The sequence below is a fragment of the Streptomyces sp. NPDC056231 genome (assembly GCF_048270745.1).
In the GTDB taxonomy this organism is placed as follows: Bacteria; Actinomycetota; Actinomycetes; order Streptomycetales; family Streptomycetaceae; genus Streptomyces.
The window spans coordinates 14763-32389 of the sequence record NZ_JBLVKW010000030.1 but is presented as its reverse complement, the minus strand read 5'-3'; the positions used below and the strand labels follow the sequence as shown (position 1 = coordinate 32389).

15 protein-coding genes are annotated in these 17627 nt (G+C 69.6%); all 15 read right to left on the bottom strand.

From position 1 onward, the window contains the following. Positions 1–128: 128 nt before the first annotated feature. Positions 129–566: a hypothetical protein gene (locus ACNPQM_RS22735; protein WP_418085514.1), complete on the bottom strand. Its 438-nt coding sequence runs from the start codon at positions 564–566 to the stop codon at positions 129–131. Between the two features lie 259 nt (positions 567–825). Next, on the bottom strand, positions 826–2202 hold the full coding sequence (locus tag ACNPQM_RS22730) for an MraY family glycosyltransferase (protein WP_358857410.1): 1377 nt from the start codon (positions 2200–2202) through the stop codon (positions 826–828). Positions 2203–2294: 92 nt separating this feature from the next. After that, entirely contained in the window at positions 2295–3560 is a 1266-nt protein-coding gene (glyA, locus tag ACNPQM_RS22725; protein ID WP_418085513.1) for a serine hydroxymethyltransferase, read from the bottom strand. 89 nt (positions 3561–3649) lie between these two features. Then, positions 3650–4291, bottom strand: a complete 642-nt coding sequence (locus tag ACNPQM_RS22720; protein ID WP_358857408.1) for a protein-tyrosine-phosphatase — start codon at positions 4289–4291, stop codon at positions 3650–3652. Beyond that, positions 4288–4935, bottom strand: a complete 648-nt coding sequence (locus tag ACNPQM_RS22715) for an L-threonylcarbamoyladenylate synthase (RefSeq protein ID WP_327244332.1) — start codon at positions 4933–4935, stop codon at positions 4288–4290. Before ACNPQM_RS22715 ends, ACNPQM_RS22720 begins: the two co-directional genes overlap by 4 nt. A gap of 64 nt (positions 4936–4999) precedes the next feature. Next, positions 5000–5845 (bottom strand): peptide chain release factor N(5)-glutamine methyltransferase, encoded by an 846-nt coding sequence (gene prmC / locus ACNPQM_RS22710; RefSeq protein WP_358857407.1) that lies wholly within the window; start codon positions 5843–5845, stop codon positions 5000–5002. A gap of 40 nt (positions 5846–5885) precedes the next feature. Then, positions 5886–6962 carry a peptide chain release factor 1 gene (prfA, locus tag ACNPQM_RS22705; protein ID WP_358857406.1) on the bottom strand — a complete coding sequence of 359 codons (1077 nt, stop codon included), beginning with the start codon at positions 6960–6962 and terminating at the stop codon, positions 5886–5888. Between the two features lie 187 nt (positions 6963–7149). After that, positions 7150–7374, bottom strand: a complete 225-nt coding sequence (rpmE, locus tag ACNPQM_RS22700) for a 50S ribosomal protein L31 (RefSeq protein WP_019764351.1) — start codon at positions 7372–7374, stop codon at positions 7150–7152. A 182-nt stretch (positions 7375–7556) separates the two neighbouring features. Beyond that, on the bottom strand, positions 7557–8660 hold the full coding sequence (locus ACNPQM_RS22695; protein WP_418085512.1) for an LCP family protein: 1104 nt from the start codon (positions 8658–8660) through the stop codon (positions 7557–7559). Between the two features lie 371 nt (positions 8661–9031). Continuing rightward, positions 9032–11029 (bottom strand): transcription termination factor Rho, encoded by a 1998-nt coding sequence (gene rho / locus ACNPQM_RS22690; RefSeq protein WP_418085511.1) that lies wholly within the window; start codon positions 11027–11029, stop codon positions 9032–9034. Positions 11030–11413: 384 nt separating this feature from the next. Further along, the gene (gene thrB / locus ACNPQM_RS22685; protein WP_406515178.1) at positions 11414–12331 is read right to left on the bottom strand and encodes a homoserine kinase; all 918 of its coding nucleotides are present in this window, start codon (positions 12329–12331) and stop codon (positions 11414–11416) included. A gap of 259 nt (positions 12332–12590) precedes the next feature. After that, complete coding sequence (thrC, locus tag ACNPQM_RS22680; RefSeq protein ID WP_358857402.1) at positions 12591–13661, bottom strand: threonine synthase; 1071 nt, start codon at positions 13659–13661, stop codon at positions 12591–12593. A gap of 6 nt (positions 13662–13667) precedes the next feature. Further along, positions 13668–14993: a homoserine dehydrogenase gene (locus tag ACNPQM_RS22675; RefSeq protein WP_418085510.1), complete on the bottom strand. Its 1326-nt coding sequence runs from the start codon at positions 14991–14993 to the stop codon at positions 13668–13670. 96 nt (positions 14994–15089) lie between these two features. After that, complete coding sequence (gene lysA, locus ACNPQM_RS22670) at positions 15090–16481, bottom strand: diaminopimelate decarboxylase (RefSeq protein WP_418085509.1); 1392 nt, start codon at positions 16479–16481, stop codon at positions 15090–15092. Positions 16482–16507: 26 nt separating this feature from the next. After that, entirely contained in the window at positions 16508–17572 is a 1065-nt protein-coding gene (nrtL, locus tag ACNPQM_RS22665; RefSeq protein WP_418085508.1) for an ArgS-related anticodon-binding protein NrtL, read from the bottom strand. Positions 17573–17627 lie beyond the last annotated feature (55 nt).

The following is a 17627-nucleotide window of genomic DNA, read 5'->3' as shown; positions in this document are numbered from 1 at the left end:
TGAGCGGCAGTCAGGCATAGAGCCTCGCGATCGAGCAGGCGTCAGCTCACATGCCCGCGCCCGCAGTGCCGCAGTTGGAACCGGACGATAGCAGGGTCTGAAACCTGCATTTATTCCGCCCCTACCGTTCACGTCTTCGGGCCCGTGTTCGTGGGCTTGTCGCGCTGGTCGGACTCGGGCTCGACGTAAAGGATCTTGGCCTTCATGTGCGCACGCGCCTGTGCGCCGATCCACACGAGAGTCAGCGCGACCAGAGTGATCGCGAAGGCTTTCGGGTCGAACATCGTCGTGTTCTTGAATGCGGCGACAAAGATGAACAGCAGGAGAAGCTGAGCCGTGTACAGCATCAGCCCCATCGCCTGGAACAGGTGAGGCAGGGACCTGGCGGTCCGTTGCAGAACCACGAGGCCGATCCCCATGAAGAGGACCACCACGATGGTCGCAACGAGCGCCCCGAGGGCTCCCTTGCCACCGGCGACGCCACCGCTGACGGCGACGGCAACTGCGCCGGCGACAGCGGTGGGTACGGCGGCTTGGAGGAGAGTCCGGACGTCGTTGGACGGCATGGCGGCAGCTCCGCTTGCAGGGGGTGGGCAGTGTGTCGTCATGGACGAGCGTAGGCCCGGTCCGAGTCGATGCTTCGGCCCTATGGACCGCCTCGCTGGGGTCCTTCGGTAGTGTCACCGGGCTTAGTGAACGGTATCACAAACTATTTGATGAGGTCTTTACTAAGAAAGTGTGCTTGCTGTCACACATGAGAGTTAACCCGCGCGTGTGAGCAACACAACTCGACCTCTTGTCCGGTATTACCCCCTGATGCCTGAGTCATCGGCGGGCGGAATCGGCCTTACGACTTTTCGAAGAACGCGAACGGGGTCCGATCGCGGTCGCCCCATTGACGCCGGAGACACCGACGACGACGCGTGCCGGCTCCCGCGGCTCATGCTCGTCCTGCCCCATCTGCGGTTCCCGGGGCTCCTGTTGCGCCTCGTGCGCGGCTCCGGAGCTCTTGCCCCGCTGGTCCCAGCGGCGGTAGCGGGGCGGCACGAAGCGCTCCGCCCAGCGCGGGGCGCGCGGTGTGAAGCGGGGCATCAGCAGCAGGACCAGACCCACCGCGCTCAGCCCCACGATCACCAGCGCGATCCACAGCGACGTCGAGTGCACGGAGTAGCCGACCGCACCGAAGGCGATCAGGGCCGACCAGAAGTACATGATCAGCACGGCCCTGCTGTGCGAATGGCCGATCTCCAGCAGCCGGTGGTGCAGATGGCCGCGGTCCGCGGCGAACGGCGACTGGCCCTTCCAGGTGCGCCGGACGATCGCCAGCACCAGGTCCGCGGTCGGGATCGCGATGATCGTCAGCGGCAGCAGCAGCGGAATGAAGACCGGCAGCATCGCGTGCGTGGCCTCTCGCTCACTGCCCGCGAAGAGCTTCATCGCGTCCGGGTCGACCTGCCCCGTGACAGAAATCGCACCGGCGGCCAGCACGAGACCGATCAGCATCGAGCCGGAGTCACCCATGAAGATCCGGGCGGGATGCATGTTGTGCGGCAGGAAGCCGAGGCACATGCCCATCAGGATCGCCGTGAAGAGCGTCGCGGGGGCGGCCGCCTCGATCATGTGCCCGTACCAGAGCCGGTACGTGTAGAGGAAGAACGCGGCCGAGGCGATGCACACCATGCCGGCCGCCAGGCCGTCCAGGCCGTCGACGAAGTTGACCGCGTTGACCGTGATGACGACCAGCGCCACGGTGAGCAGCGTGCCCTGCCACTGGGTGAGCGCGACCGTGCCGATGCCGGGGATCGGCAGCCACAGGATCGTCAGCCCCTGGATGACCATGACCGCGGCGGCGATCATCTGCCCGCCGAGCTTGATCAGCGCATCGATCTCGAACTTGTCGTCGAGGACGCCGATCAGCCAGATCAGCGCGGCACCGGAGAGCAGCGCCCGCGGTTCGCTGGACAGCTGGAAGACGCTGTCCAGGTTGTACAGATGGGCCGCGACGATCAGTCCGGCGCACAGCCCGCCGAACATGGCGATGCCACCGAGCCTCGGTGTCGGTTCTCGGTGGACGTCACGCGCACGGATCGCGGGCATCGCCCCGACCGCGATGGCGAACTTCCGCACCGGGCCGGTGAGCAGATAGGTCACCGCAGCCGTGACACAGAGCGTCAGCAAGTAATCACGCACGGGCTGCCCCACAGATATCGCCGGCCATCTCAGCCCACACCTTAACTACGTCGGCCTCATGGTTGAGGACACAGAGGTACGCGTGATGGTTGCATGGACCACGTCTACCCCGGATAGGGAGGATATTTCCCGGCCAGTTCCCGCACCTCGGTGCGGACGTCGCCTTCCTCACGTACCGCAGCCCCGAAGAGCGCCGCGAGCCGTGCCATGTCGGTCACGTTCATGCCCTGGGTGGTGACCGCGGCAGTGCCGAGCCTGATGCCCCGGGCGTCCCCGTAAGGCAGCGCGCAGGTGTCCAGCACCATGCCCGCCGCCGCGAGCCGTTCGCGGGCGGTGCGGCCGTCGATGCCCAGTGGCGCCGGGTCCGCGACGATCAGGTGGGTGTCCGTGCCGCCGGTGGTCACCTCGAACCCCTCGGCCTCCAGACCGGCCGCCAGAACCCGGGCGTGTGCCACCACCTGATGGGCGTACGCGGCGAACGCCGGTGTCGCCGCCTCGCCGAACGCGACCGCCTTCGCGGCGACCGTGTGCATCTGCGCGCCGCCCTGGGTGAACGGGAAGACCGCCCGGTCGATCCGCTCGGCCAGCTCCGATCCGCACAGGATCATGCCGCCGCGCGGCCCGCGCAGCACCTTGTGCGTGGTGGCGCACACCACGTCGGCGTACGGGACGGGACTGGGCGCCGCTCCCCCGGCGATCAGCCCCATCGGGTGCGCGGCGTCGGCGATCAGATACGCGCCGACCTCGTCGGCGATCTCGCGGAACAGCTTGTAGTCGGGATGGCGGGGGTACGAGATCGAGCCGCTGACGATCGCCTTGGGCCGGTGTGCGCGGGCCAGGGTGCGCACCTGCTCGTAGTCGATCAGGCCGCTCTCCGAGTCGACCCCGTACCCGACGAACTCGAACCATCGGCCGGAGAAGTTGGCGGGCGAGCCATGGGTGAGATGTCCGCCGTACTGGAGCCCCATCGCGAGCACAGTGTCACCGGGGCGCAGCAGGGCCGCGTACGCCGCCAGGACGGCCGAGGAGCCGGAGTGCGACTGAACGTTCGCGTGCTCCGCTCCGAAGAGCGCAGTGGCCCGCTGAACGGCGATGAGTTCGGCGGCGTCGGCCAGCTCGCAGCCGCCGTGATGGCGGGCGCCGGGGTAGCCCTCGGCGTACTTGTTGGCGAGCGGTGAGCCGAGCGCGGCGAGTACCGCGGGCGAGGTGAAGTTCTCGGCGGCGATCAGCTGCAGCGTGCTCGACTGCCGGTGCAGCTCCCCCAGCAGCACGTCGGCGATTTCCGGATCTCCCCGGAGCAGGGCGCCGAAATCCTGCGGCAGGGCTGTGACGGTGGCGGAGGAGTGTGCGGCGGGAGTGGTGACCGACATCTGACGGCTCCGGGCCTGGGGAGGGGGATGCGTTGGCGTCGGATCCAATGTAGGCCGGTACGCGTGCGCCCGCCCGCTGCCCGGGCGCGTCAGTGCGGGGCCGGTACGCCCGTCATCGCGGTGACCACCGGGTCGAGCGCCTGGTTGATCTCGTCGCCAATGGAACGGAAGAACGTGATCGGGGCACCGTACGGGTCGTAGACCTCGTCCGCCTCGGCAGTGGGGGCCAGCAGCCAGCCGCGCAGCGCCGCGGCCGCACGGACCAGCGCACGGGCGCGTTCGACGACGCCCTCACCGCGCGGGTCGGGCAGCGTCGCGGGGTCTATGGCCCGGACCAGCCGGGTGAATTCCTTGAGCGTGAACGTCCTCAGGCCGGCCGAGTGACCCATCGAGATCACCTGGGCGCGGTGGTCCCGGGTGGCGGTCAGGACGAGGTCGGCGCGGATCACGTGCTCGTCGAGGAGCTCGCGGCCGACGAAGCCGGTGGCATCGGCGCCGAAGTCGGCGAGGACGATCTCGGCGTTGGTTTCCATCGGGGCGCCTTCGTGCCCCCAGGTGCCCGCGCTCTCCACGATCAGGCCGCCGCTGAGCGGGTCGCCGAGCCGGTCCACCAGGGCATGGCGGGTCAGCCGCTCGGTGATCGGCGAGCGGCAGACATTGCCGGTGCTGACGTGGAGGATGCGGAAGGTGTCGGTCCGCCCCGCTATGCCACGCCCCTCAGGGGCGGTCAATTGGCCACCTCGAGGTCCGGTACCACCTTGCGGAGTTCCTCGACGGAGAGAGCTCCGGCCCGCAGCAGAACCGGGACCTTGCCGGTGACGTCGACGATCGAGGACGGCACGATGCCGGGCGTCGGGCCGCCGTCGAGGTAGACGGAGACGGAGTCGCCAAGCATCTCCTGGGCGGCGTCGCAGTCCTCGGGAGCCGGGTGTCCGGTGAGGTTGGCGCTGGAGACGGCCATCGGGCCGACCTCGGTGAGCAGTTCGATGGCGACCGGGTGCAGCGGCATCCGGATGGCGACGGTGCCGCGGGTGTCGCCGAGGTCCCACTGAAGCGAGGGCTGGTGCTTGGCGACGAGCGTGAGGGCTCCCGGCCAGAAGGCGTCGACGAGCTCCCAGGCCTGCTCGGAGAAGTCCGTGACAAGGCCGTGCAGGGTGTTCGGAGAGCCGATCAGGACAGGGGTCGGCATGTTGCGGCCGCGGCCCTTGGCGTCGAGCAGGTCGGCGACGCCCTCGGCACTGAAGGCGTCGGCACCGATCCCGTAGACGGTGTCGGTGGGCAGCACGACCAGTTCTCCGCGGCGGACGGCGGACGCGGCTTCACGCAGACCCGTCGTACGGTCGGTCGCGTCGTTGCAGTCGTATCGCCGAGCCATCAGCCGGCCTCCTCAAGCATGTACGGGTATGGCGGGTACGGGTCGTGCGGGTGCGTGGCGCCGGTCACGGCATGGCCTTGCGGGCCGTCGCGAACCGGGGCCGCCGGTTCAGATCGGGGTGGTCGGCCGCGTCGGCCCAGCCCCGCTCCTCGGTGAAGATCCACGGCACCTGGCCGCCCTGGGTGTCGGCGTGCTCGATGACGACGAGGCCACCGGGGCGCAGCAGGCGGTGCGCGGTGCGCTCGAGGCCGCGGATGGTGTCCAGGCCGTCCTCGCCGGAGAAGAGCGCCATCTCCGGATCGTGGTCACGGGCCTCGGGTGCCACGTACTCCCACTCGGTGAGCGGGATGTACGGCGGGTTGGAGATGACCAGGTCGACCTGGCCGTCGAGCTCGGGAAGGGCCGTCAGAGCGTCTCCGCGGTGCACGGTGACCCGAGACCCCTCGGCGTTCTTCCGCGTCCATCTGAGGGCGTCCTCGGAGAGCTCCACGGCGTGCACGCGCGAGCGCGGCACCTCCTGGGCCATGGCGAGGGCGATGGCGCCCGATCCCGTGCACAGGTCGACGATCAGCGGCTCGACGACGTCCATCGCCCGGACGGCGTCTATCGCCCAGCCGACGACCGACTCGGTCTCCGGGCGGGGCACGAAGACGCCGGGGCCCACCTGGAGCTCCAGGTAGCGGAAGAAGGCGCGGCCGGTGATGTGCTGGAGCGGTTCGCGGGCCTCGCGGCGGGCGATGGTCTCCCAGTACCGGGCGTCGAAGTCCTCGTCCGGCACCAGGTGCAGCTCGCCCCGCTTGACGCCGTGCACGAACGCGGCGAGTTCCTCCGCGTCGAATCGCGGCGAGGGTACACCGGCGTCGGCCAGCCGCTGGGTGGCCTGGGCCACCTCGGCGAGCAGCAGGTTCATCGCGGTTCTCCGTACGGGTTTACGGGCGGGGCGGGCGTTCTTATGCGGCGGCGAGCTTGGCGGCGGAGTCGGCGTCGACACAGGCCTGGATCACGGCGTCCAGCTCCCCGTCGAGCACCTGGTCCAAGTTGTACGCCTTGAAGCCGACGCGGTGGTCCGAGATCCGGTTTTCCGGGAAGTTGTATGTACGGATCTTCTCGGAACGGTCAACGGTACGCACCTGACTGCGCCGGACGTCCGAGGCTTCCTGCTCGGCCGCTTCCTGGGCCGCGGCAAGCAGTCGCGAACGCAGGATACGCATCGCCTGCTCCTTGTTCTGGAGCTGGCTCTTCTCGTTCTGGCAGGAGGCGACCACACCGGTCGGCAGGTGCGTGATGCGGACGGCGGAGTCCGTGGTGTTGACGGACTGGCCGCCGGGGCCCGAGGACCGGTAGACGTCGATACGGAGATCGTTGGCGTGGATCTCGACATCGACCTCCTCCGCCTCGGGCGTGACGAGCACACCGGCGGCGGAGGTGTGAATACGGCCCTGCGACTCGGTGGACGGCACGCGCTGCACGCGGTGCACCCCGCCCTCGTACTTCAGCCGGGCCCACACGCCCTGGCCGGGCTCCGTGGCGCCGTTGCCGCCCTTGGTCTTCACCGCGACCTGGACGTCCTTGTAGCCGCCGAGTTCGGACTCGGTGGAGTCGATGATCTCGGTCTTCCAGCCGATGCGCTCGGCGTACCGCAGATACATCCGCAGCAGATCGCCGGCGAAGAGGGCCGACTCGTCGCCGCCCGCGCCCGCCTTGATCTCCAGGAGCACGTCCTTGTCGTCACTGGGGTCGCGCGGGACCAGGAGGAGGCGGAGCTTCTCGGTGAGCTCCTCGCGCTGCTTCTCCAGGTCCTTGACCTCGGCGGCGAACTCGGGGTCGTCCGCGGCGAGCTCGCGGGCGGTTTCGATGTCGTCACCGGCCTGCTTCCAGGAGCGGTACGCACCGACGATCGGGGTCAGCTCGGCGTAGCGCTTGTTGAGCTTGCGCGCGTTGGCCTGGTCGGCGTGGACCGCGGGATCCGCGAGCTTCTTCTCAAGATCGGTCTGTTCGCCGATCAGTTCCTCGACCGCCTCGAACATCGGGGGCTCCTGGGGGGGTGGGATATCCCCTGCTCGTGGAGAGCTCGGGGAAGTTACTCGATATGCCGGCTGAACGGCGTCGTGCTGTCCGGGCGGGGTACGGGGAGACCCCGTACACCCGGCCGGAAAAAAACGCCGGCCTCGGCGCCCCCGGGAAGAGGGCGCCAAGGACCGGCGCAAGAGCTCGCTACTTGCTGGCGGAGCCTGCAGCCTTGCCGAAGCGGGCCTCGAAGCGGGCCACACGGCCACCGGTGTCGAGGATCTTCTGCTTGCCCGTGTAGAACGGGTGGCACTCGGAGCAGACGTCGGCGCGGATGGTGCCGCCGTCGATGGTGCTCCGGGTGGTGAACGACGCGCCGCAGGTGCAGCTGACCTGCGTCTCGACGTACTCGGGGTGGATGTCGCGCTTCAAGGGTGTCTCCTAGGTTCGGGAGGGCGCCGGGTCGCATGCGCGGATTTGCGCATCCGTGAACCGGGGCCGACGTACCAGTCTGCCAGGACCGGCCGCATCTCCCAAAACCGGGGGCGGGCCGCAACTATTCCCGACCGTTCGGGAACACGTCGCGCGCGTCCTGTTACTGATCTGACAGAGGTCTACTGGACGACCTTGCCGGCCACGCCCTTGTCGCCCGCCGACTTCTCGGTGGCGGAGGCCGGGATCGGCTTGTCGTGCTTGAGGGCGGTCCACACCTGCTGCGCGGACTCCTCCAGCGGAATGACGCGGTTCGGGTCGGCCGGGTCGTACTGCACGGGCATCGTCACCATGGTGACGTTCTTCGGGCCGAGCCCCTTGAGACCGGTGGCGAAGCCGGTGAGTTTCGGGACCGAACCCAGGTCGGAGTCGGTGGTGATGGCCTTCGTCGCCGTGTCCGCGAGGTCGAACAGGGTCTTCGGGTTCGAGAACACCCCGACGCTCTTCACCTGTTCCATCAGCGCCTTGATGAACGCCTGCTGGAGCTGGATGCGGCCGAGGTCGCTGCCGTCGCCGATGCTCTTGCGGGTGCGGACCAGGCCGAGCGACTGCTCCCCGTTAAGGGTGTGGGTGCCGGGCTGCAGATGCAGATGGCTCTTGGAGTCGTCGATCGCCTGCGTGGTGGTGATCTTGACTCCGCCGAGCTGGTCGATGAGCTTCTTGAAGCCGGTGAAGTCGACCTCGACGTAGTGGTCCATGCGGATACCGGACATCGACTCGACGGTCTTGACCGCGCAGGCCGGTCCGCCGACCTCGTACGCCGTGTTGAACATCGCACGCTGCTGGCCCGCGACCGTCTTACCGGTGGTGTCGCTCGTGCAGTCGGGGCGGGTGACGAGGGTGTCGCGCGGGATGGACACGACGCTGGCCGTCTTGTGGCCCTTGTTGACATGCACGACCATCGCGGTGTCCGAGCGGGCGGTGCCTTCGTCCGCGCCGTACGCGGAGTTCGCGCCGGAGCGGGAGTCGGAGCCGAGGACGAGAATGTCCTCCGAGCCGTTGTCGACGTTGACGGGGCGGTTCTTGCCGAGCGCGGCGTTGATGTCGACGGCCTTGAGATTGTCGTTGAGCTTCATGTACGCGTATCCCAGCCCCGCACCGCCGACGACGACCACACCGGCCGCGGTCCAGGCGGCTATGACCGTGGCCCTGCGGCGGCGGGACGCCTTCTTCCGGCGCTTGCCGGTGGCGCGTATCCGGGTGCCGCTCCCGCTCTGCCCGGTCATCCGTCTCCCTCGATCCTCGCTTGCTCCCGGCTACCCCTTGTTGTGGCGTTCGGGCACTGTTTGTGTCGCTCTGTCGTCACTTCGTACGACGTCGTGACTCGGAGAAGGGTTGCACAGCGACCTGTGACGCCCGTGTCGGTCCGGAACCCGCACGGAGCGCCGACGAACAGCTGGTGATCCCGCGCCCACCTGCGGTTTCTTGGCCTGTTACAGCCGATTCGGGCCCGGCGGCGGAGCGGTCACTGTGTGGCGAAGGTCTCGAATCGGGCGGTTCGAGTGAAACACCGGAAATAGGGCCGCCCCCGTCACCGAGGTGGCGGGGGCGGCCCTATGAACGACCGGCGGTCCAGGACTGCCGGGACGGTACGAGGTCAGTCGTTGCCGTTGCCCGGGGCGGGCGTCGTCTTCTGGATCTGGAGCAGGAACTCCGCGTTGGACTGGGTCTTCTTCATCCGGTCCAGGAGCAGCTCGATCGCCTGCTGCTGGTCGAGTGCGTGGAGCACCCGGCGCAGCTTCCAGACAATCGCCAACTCGTCGCTGCCGAGCAGGATTTCTTCCTTACGGGTGCTGGACGCGTCGACGTCCACCGCCGGGAAGATGCGCTTGTCCGAGAGCTTCCGGTCGAGCTTGAGCTCCATGTTGCCGGTGCCCTTGAACTCCTCGAAGATCACCTCGTCCATGCGCGAGCCGGTCTCGACGAGCGCCGTGGCCAGGATGGTCAGCGAGCCGCCGTCCTCGATGTTGCGCGCCGCACCGAAGAAGCGCTTCGGCGGGTACAGCGCGGTCGAGTCGACACCACCGGACAGGATGCGGCCGGACGCCGGGGCCGCGAGGTTGTACGCACGGCCGAGGCGGGTGATCGAGTCCAGCAGGACGACCACGTCGTGACCCAGCTCGACGAGACGCTTGGCGCGCTCGATGGCCAGCTCGGCGACGGTGGTGTGGTCCTCGGCGGGACGGTCGAAGGTCGAGGAGATGACCTCGCCCTTCACCGACCGCTGCATGTCGGTGACCTCTTCCGGACGCTCGTCGACCAGGACGACCATCAGGTGGCACTCGGGGCTGTTGACGGTGATCGCGTTGGCGATCGCCTGCAGGATCATGGTCTTGCCGGTCTTCGGCGGGGCCACGATCAGGCCTCGCTGGCCCTTGCCGATGGGAGCGACCAGGTCGATGATCCGCGTCGTCAGGACGTTGGAGTCGGTCTCCAGACGGAGCCGGTCCTGCGGGTAGAGCGGGGTCAGCTTCTGGAACTCCGGGCGGCCGCGGCCGGACTCGGGCGCCATTCCGTTGACGGAGTCGAGGCGGACGAGCGCGTTGAACTTCTCACGGCGCTCGCCGTCCTTGGGCTGGCGCACCGCACCGGTGACGTGGTCACCCTTGCGCAGGCCGTTCTTGCGGACCTGGGCGAGCGACACGTACACGTCGTTCGGGCCCGGCAGGTAGCCGGAGGTCCGGATGAACGCGTAGTTGTCGAGGATGTCCAGGATGCCCGCGACGGGGATCAGGACGTCGTCGTCGGTGACCGGCGGTGCGTCGCTCGCGAAGTCGTCGCGGCCACGACGGCCACGACGGTCGCGGTAGCGGCCACGGCGGCCGCGACGGCCACCTGCCTCGTCGTCGTAACCGTCGTCCTGCGGGCCGCCGCCACCCTGCTGCCCCTGGCGCTGCTGGCGCTGGCCGCCCTGCTGACCCTGGCCACCGCCCTGCTCGTCGCCCTTGCCACGGCGGTCGCGCTGACGGTCACGGCGGTCGCCGCGCTCACCGCGCTCACCGCGCTGACCGCGGTCGCCGCGGCGGCCCTCGGCGGTGTCCACGGCGGCTTCGGCCTTCGCCTCGGAGCGGTCCTCGCTCTTCGGCTCGGCCGGCGTCTCCACCTTGGCCTCGGCCTTGGGTTCCGTCTTGGTTTCCACCTTGGTTTCCGGGCTGCCCGCCTGCGCGGTCGCCCGGCGCCGACGACGCTCGCCCACGGGCTGGTCGTCACTGGCCGGCTGGCCGGGGATGTCGATCTGCTGCTGAGCCGTGGCCTTCTCGGCGGGCGCGGCAGCGGACTCATCGTCGGTGCGCGACTTGGAAGTGGCGCGCCGCTTGGGCTTGGTCTCGGCGGGCGCGGCAGCGGCCTTGGGCGCAGCGCTGCCGGCCTGCGCCTCCTTGATGACCTCGATCAGCTGGCCCTTGCGCATCCGCGCAGTGCCCTTGATGCCGAGGCCGGACGCGACCTGCTGCAGCTCGGCCAGGACCATGCCATCGAGGCCGGTGCCGGAGCGGCGGCGCCGTGCGGTGGTGCCAGTGGCAGCACCTTCGGCGGGCGCGGCGCTGTCGACGGTCTTGTCGGCAGTCACGCCCATCAGATCGGTGGTGTCGCTCACGAAGGGTCCTTCCCTGGAGCGGACGTCGGCCTTCTGGCTCGGCGACCGGTTGTGCTGTCCGACTGCGGTCTTTTGATCTTGCGGACCGTGCCGGGGCGGTGGTCCGCCGGGTACGGCGGAGAGATGAATGTGCAAGGGTCCGGCGCGAGCATCCCCCTGCTCGGCCCACTCCTGGACAAGCGAGGGGTGTCGTGCCGGTTCCGGAGCGCGCTCGAAACTGCTCAGGCAGGCTGCTCAGGCAGTCGGGGAGGCTCTCGGAAGAAATGGTGGCCCCGGAAAGGGACACGAAGCAACGCGCCACGTAAACGTCGGTTGCTGACTTGAGGTTAACACTACCGGCTCCAACAAACATTCCCCCTCTCACTCACCGGCAATCACTTCTCGCTACGGGGCGAGTGGCAGCACACTCGCACCCGAGGCGTCGAGAGTGAGCCGGTTGGCCGCCCATCCCTCGCCCGCCAGCCGTGCGACCTTGTCGGCCGCACCGTCTTCGGCCAGCGCGAGCACGGTCGGCCCGGCACCGGAGATGACTGCAGGGACGCCGTCGGCGCGCAGTCGGTTGACAAGTTCCACGCTTTCCGGCATCGCCGGGGCGCGGTATTCCTGGTGCAGTCGGTCCTCGGTCGCGGCGAGCAGCAGCTCCGGGCGCCGGGTCATGGCCTCGACAAGGAGCGCCGCACGGCCTGCGTTGAACGCGGCGTCGACGTGCGGGACTGTGCGCGGCAGCAGTCCGCGGGCGGTCTCGGTGAGCACCGGTTTGCCGGGGACGAAAACCACCGGAACGATGGAATCAGAGGGATCCATCCTGATCGCCCGGGCGGATCCGCCGTCCATCCAGGCCAGCGTGAAGCCGCCGAGCAAGCATGCGGCGACGTTGTCGGGATGGCCCTCGATCTCGGTGGCGAGCTCCAGCAGGGCCGCGTCGTCGAGCCGGGCGTCGCCGCCGATGGTCACGGCACGGGCCGCGACGATGCCGGCGCAGATGGCGGCGGAGGAGGAGCCGAGGCCGCGCCCGTGCGGGATGCGGTTGGCGCAGACGATCTCCAGGCCGCGGGGCTGTCCGCCGAGCAGGTCGAAGGCGGTGCGCAGGGAGCGCACGAGGAGGTGACTTTCGTCGCGGGGCAGGGTGTCCGCACCCTCGCCGGCGATGTCGATGTGCAGCCCGGAGTCGGCGACGCGGACGACGACGTCGTCGTAGAGCCCCAGCGACAGGCCGAGGGCGTCAAAACCCGGGCCCAGGTTGGCGCTGGTAGCGGGGACGCGCACCCGGACGGCGGCGGCTCGGAAGGCGGGACCGGCCATCGCTTCGACGACTCTCCTTGTGAGGCAGCGGGGATGTGTTGCGGCGGGGATTGTGGTGGTGGATCTTTCGTAAGCCTGTGGAGAACCCGATGGCCACGACGGCAGCACCGCGGCAGGTGCGGCGTGGCAGGTTGGGTACAGCTTATCGAAGGAAGGTTCTGTGGCGACATAGGGCGCACAGGAGGCGCACGATGCGTGTCGCACACCTCCCATGCGCTCTCCGCCCCGAAAAGGGACGGTTGAGCTGCTGCTGTTCCGGTTACGCGAGGCCCAGCTTCTCCGCGGCGGTGGCCGCGTCGACCGGTACGGTGACCGGCTGCGGGGCACCTGCGACGGCCCAGTCGGGATCCTTCAGGCCGTTGCCGGTGACCGTGCAGACGATCTTCTGGCCCGGGTCGACCTTGCCCTCTTCGGCGGCCTTGAGCAGACCGGCGACCGACGCGGCCGAGGCGGGCTCCACGAAGACGCCCTCCTGGGAGGCCAACAGCCGGTAGGCGGCCAGGATCTGACGGTCCGTGACCTCGTCGATGAAGCCGCCCGACTCGTCCCGCGCGGCCAGCGCGTACTGCCAGGAGGCCGGGTTGCCGATCCGGATCGCGGTGGCGATGGTCGACGGGTCCTTGACGACCTCGCCGCGGACGATGGGCGCGGAGCCGGAGGCCTGGAAGCCCCACATGCGCGGCTTGTGCGTGGACATCGCGTCCGCCGCGTACTCTGTGTACCCCTTCCAGTACGCGGTGATGTTACCCGCGTTGCCGACCGGCAGGACGTGGATGTCCGGGGCGTCGCCGAGCGCATCGACAATCTCGAACGCCGCGGTCTTCTGGCCCTCGATCCGAACCGGGTTGACCGAATTGACCAGAGCCACCGGGTAGTTGTCCGACAGCGAGCGGGCCAGCGCCAGGCAGTCGTCGAAGTTGCCGTCGACCTGAAGGATCTTGGCGCCGTGGACGAGCGCCTGGCCCATCTTGCCGAGCGCGATCTTGCCCTGCGGCACGAGGACGGCGCAGACCATGCCGGCCCGCACCGCGTACGCGGCGGCGGAGGCGGAGGTGTTGCCGGTGGAGGCGCAGATGACGGCCTGGGCGCCCTCCTCCTTGGCCCGGGTGATCGCCATCGTCATCCCGCGGTCCTTGAAGGACCCGGTGGGGTTGGCGCCCTCCACCTTGAGGTGCACCTCGCAGCCCGTACGCTCGGAGAGGACCTGAGCGGGAACGAGCGGCGTACCACCCTCACGAAGCGTGACGACCGGCGTCGTGCTCGTGACCGGAAGGCGGTCCCGGTACTCCTCGATGATGCCGCGCCACTGGTGGGTGCCCTTGGTGGTCATGGGTCCTTACTCCCCTTCAACACGCATGATGCTGGCGACACCGCGCACGGTGTCGAGCTTGCGCAGCGCCTCGACGGTCGCCGAGAGGGCGGCGTCGGGCGCGCGGTGGGTGACGACGACGAGGGACGCCTCGCCGCCGTCGACGGCGACTTCGTCGCCGCTGCCTGAATTTCGGCCTTGCTGGCGGACCGTATCGATGGATACGCCCTGTTCGGCGAAGACCGTCGCGACCTGGGCGAGCACGCCAGGCTTGTCGGCCACGTCGAGGCTGATGTGGTAACGCGTGACAACCTCACCCATGGGGCTGACCGGCAGACGCGTGTACGCGGACTCTCCGGGGCCGGTGGCCTCGCCGAGCTTGTTGCGGCAGACCGCGACCAGGTCGCCGAGGACCGCGGAGGCGGTCGGCGAGCCACCGGCGCCGGGGCCGTAGAACATCAGCTGCCCGGCGGCCTCCGCCTCGACGAAGACCGCGTTGTACGCCTCGCGGACGGAGGCCAGCGGGTGGCTGAGCGGGATCATCGCGGGGTGCACACGCGCGGTGACGGACTGCCCGTCGGCGGCCCGCTCGCAGATGGCGAGAAGCTTGACGGTGCAGCCCATACGGCGGGCCGAGGCGATGTCGGCGGCGGTGACCTCGGTGATGCCCTCGCGGTGCACCTCACCGATCCTCACCCGGGTGTGGAAGGCGATCCCGGCAAGGATCGCGGCCTTGGCGGCGGCGTCGAAGCCCTCGACGTCGGCGGTCGGGTCGGCCTCGGCGTACCCGAGGGCGGTGGCCTCGTCGAGCGCCTCGGAGTAGCCGGCGCCGCTGGTGTCCATCTTGTCGAGGATGAAGTTGGTCGTGCCGTTGACGATGCCGAGCACCCGGTTGACCTTGTCGCCGGCGAGGGACTCACGCAGCGGCCGTACGAGCGGAATGGCGCCGGCGACGGCTGCCTCGTAGTAGAGGTCCCGGCCGTGCTGCTCGGCGGCGGCGTGCAGTGCGGCGCCGTCCTCGGCGAGCAGCGCCTTGTTGGCGGAGACGACGCTCGCGCCGTGCTCGAAGGCGGTGGTGATGAGCGTGCGGGCGGGCTCGACGCCGCCGATGACCTCGATGACGACGTCGATGTCGCCCCGTTTGACCAGGGCCGTCGCATCGGTGGTGATGAGTGCGGGGTCGATGCCCTCGCGCACCTTGGAAGGCCGGCGGACGGCGACGCCGGCGAGCTCCACGGGCGCTCCGATGCGCGCGGCGAGGTCGTCGGCGTGCGTCGTCATGATGCGCGCCACCTCTGAGCCGACCACTCCACAGCCCAGCAGCGCCACCTTCAGCGGACGCGTACGCATCATCCGACCTCGTTTCTCATACATGCTCATGTGTGGACCAGTCTCACTCACCGGACGGACGTTTCTGCCACCCGTCCGGATCCTGAGACATATATTTCATCAGCCGACATCGAGACGCAGGAGATCTTCCTCCGTCTCCCGCCGGACGATCACGCGCGCCTCTCCGTCACGCACGGCGACGACGGGTGGGCGCAGCGCGTGGTTGTAGTTGCTCGCCATGGCGCGGCAGTAGGCGCCGGTGGCGGGCACCGCGATCAGGTCGCCGGGCGCAAGGTCCGACGGCAGGAACGCGTCCTTGACCACGATGTCGCCGCTCTCGCAGTGCTTGCCGACGACGCGGACGAGCTGGGGCTCGGCGTCGGAGCGGCGGGAGACGAGCGCGACGGAGTACTCGGCGTCGTACAGCGCGGTGCGGATGTTGTCCGACATGCCGCCGTCGACACTGACGTAGGTCCGGAGCCCTTCGAGGTGCTTGACGGTGCCGACCTCGTACAGCGTGAACGCGGTGGGTCCGACGATGGCGCGCCCCGGCTCGACGGAGATCCGGGGGGTGGCGAGCCCGGCCGCCTCGCATTCGCGGGTCACGATGTCGCCGAGTGCCTTGGCGATCTCGTGCGGCTCGCGCGGGTCGTCGTCGGAGGTGTACGCGATGCCCAGTCCACCGCCGAGGTCGATCTCCGGCAGCTCGATGCCGTGCTCGTCGCGCACCTCGGCGAGGAGCTGGACCACACGTCGGGCGGAGACCTCGAAGCCGGCCATGTCGAAGATCTGCGAGCCGATGTGCGAGTGGATGCCGACGAGTTCGAGCCCGTCGAGAGTGAGCGCCCGGCGGACCGCCTCGGCGGCCTCTCCCCCGGCCAGCGCGATGCCGAACTTCTGGTCCTCGTGCGCAGTGGCGATGAACTCGTGGGTGTGCGCCTCGACGCCGACGGTCACCCGGATCTGTACGCGCTGCCGCTTGCCGAGCCGCTGCGCGACGTGCGAGACCCGGACGATCTCCTGGAACGAGTCGAGCACGATCCGCCCGACTCCGGCCTCCATGGCGCGCTCGATCTCGGCGACGGTCTTGTTGTTGCCGTGGAAGGCGATGCGTTCGGCGGGCATCCCGGCGGCGAGCGCGATGGTCAGCTCACCACCGGAACAGACGTCGAGGTTGAGCCCCTCCTCCTGGAGCCAGCGCACGACGGCCCGCGACAGGAACGCCTTTCCGGCGTAGAAGACATCGGCGTCCCGCCCGAAGGCGTCGGCCCAGGCGCGGCAGCGGGCGCGGAAGTCGCTCTCGTCGAGGAAGTAGGCGGGCGTCCCGAATTCCTCGGCCAGCCGGGTCACTTCGATCCCGCCGACGGCGACGACGCCGTCGGCGTTGCGGGAGACGGTGCGGGCCCAGACCTTCTCGTCGAGGGCGTTGAGGTCGGCGGGCGGGGCTGTGTAGTGGCCCTCGGTCAGGACGTCGGCGTGACGGGGACCGGCGGGGTGTGCGGATCGGCTCATGGTGTTGCTCTGCTCTCTCAGGTCTCTCAGAGGACTTCGGGTGCGCTGATGCCGAGCAGGGACAGGCCGCCTGCGAGCACCGTCCCGGCAGCTTCGGCAACGGCCAGCCGGGAGCGGTGGGCGGCCGAGGGTTTCTCGTCACCCTGGGGCAGCGGCGGGCAGCCGTCGTGGAAGTCGAAGAAGGCGTGCGCGATCTCTTCGAGCTGCCGGGCGAGCCGGTCGGGCGCGCGGTGCCGGGCGGCGACGGCGAGAGCATGGGGGTAGTCGGCCAGCGTACGCAGCAGTGCGGGGGCGTCGACGTCCTCGTCGTACGTCCTGGTGAATCCGAGAAGGGCCGCGCCGCGGGTGAGGGCGCAGACTCGGGAGCGGGCGTAACGGACCAGGAAGAGCGGGTTGCCGGCGCCCTGGACGAGCAGCTCCGCACCGAGCGGCGCATGGTCGTGCCCGGCCGGCCGCAGCAGTCCCCACCGGGTGGCGTCGCGACCGAGCCGCCGCAGCAGCTCCCCCGCGCCGGCCCCGGCGGGAACGGGCCGGATGGCGGTGAGCGGAGTCGGCGGCTCCCCCTGTGCGTCGACGTGGACACCCAGCCGCGCCCAGTCCGGGTCGGGCGTCCCGTCGCAGCTGGTACGCACCAGCGCGCCCTGCGTTCGCGCGATCGCGCGCAGCGTGTGGGCGGTGACCGCCGCCCGGACCTCGCGGGCGTGGCTGAACCGGAGGATGTCTCCGGCGAGCGCGTCCCCGTGCCCGTACCGGGCCCCTCGCGCCAGCACCTCACGTACGACTGCCTCGCGCGCCCGGACATCGGCCGACGCGTCGAGGGTGAAGCTCAGGAATCCGGGCCCGGTGACGTCGACCCGCCCGATCCCGGGCGCACCGGCTACCCGGTCCCGCAGGATCTCGGCCACTTCCCTGGCCGGACGCGCGGCGGGCCCGGCCAACTGCAGTGCGACGGCACAGGCATAGTCCCCGGTCCCGCCGGGCCTGGTCCTCTCCACCCGCACGCGCGCGGGCACGGGCGCGCGCAGGACGTCCTCGTCGACCGCGCGGCGCACGGCGTGCAGCACGGTCCTGGAGAGATCGGCGGGGGTCACGGAACAAGCGTATGGGAGGGAGGGGGGCCTTTCGCGACCCGGTTTCGCCATGCGG

Coding starts and splice junctions, on each gene's coding strand:
- ACNPQM_RS22695 (WP_418085512.1), bottom strand. CDS start 8,660: ATGACCGGGCAGAGCGGGAGCGGCACCCGGATACGCGCCACCGGCAAG.
- ACNPQM_RS22735 (WP_418085514.1), bottom strand. CDS start 566: ATGCCGTCCAACGACGTCCGGACTCTCCTCCAAGCCGCCGTACCCACC.
- prfA (WP_358857406.1), bottom strand. CDS start 6,962: ATGTTCGAGGCGGTCGAGGAACTGATCGGCGAACAGACCGATCTTGAG.
- thrC (WP_358857402.1), bottom strand. CDS start 13,661: ATGACCACCAAGGGCACCCACCAGTGGCGCGGCATCATCGAGGAGTAC.
- prmC (WP_358857407.1), bottom strand. CDS start 5,845: ATGAACCTGCTGCTCGCCGAGGTGGCCCAGGCCACCCAGCGGCTGGCC.
- ACNPQM_RS22675 (WP_418085510.1), bottom strand. CDS start 14,993: ATGATGCGTACGCGTCCGCTGAAGGTGGCGCTGCTGGGCTGTGGAGTG.
- ACNPQM_RS22715 (WP_327244332.1), bottom strand. CDS start 4,935: ATGGCTCGGCGATACGACTGCAACGACGCGACCGACCGTACGACGGGT.
- glyA (WP_418085513.1), bottom strand. CDS start 3,560: ATGTCGGTCACCACTCCCGCCGCACACTCCTCCGCCACCGTCACAGCC.
- thrB (WP_406515178.1), bottom strand. CDS start 12,331: ATGGCCGGTCCCGCCTTCCGAGCCGCCGCCGTCCGGGTGCGCGTCCCC.
- lysA (WP_418085509.1), bottom strand. CDS start 16,481: ATGAGCCGATCCGCACACCCCGCCGGTCCCCGTCACGCCGACGTCCTG.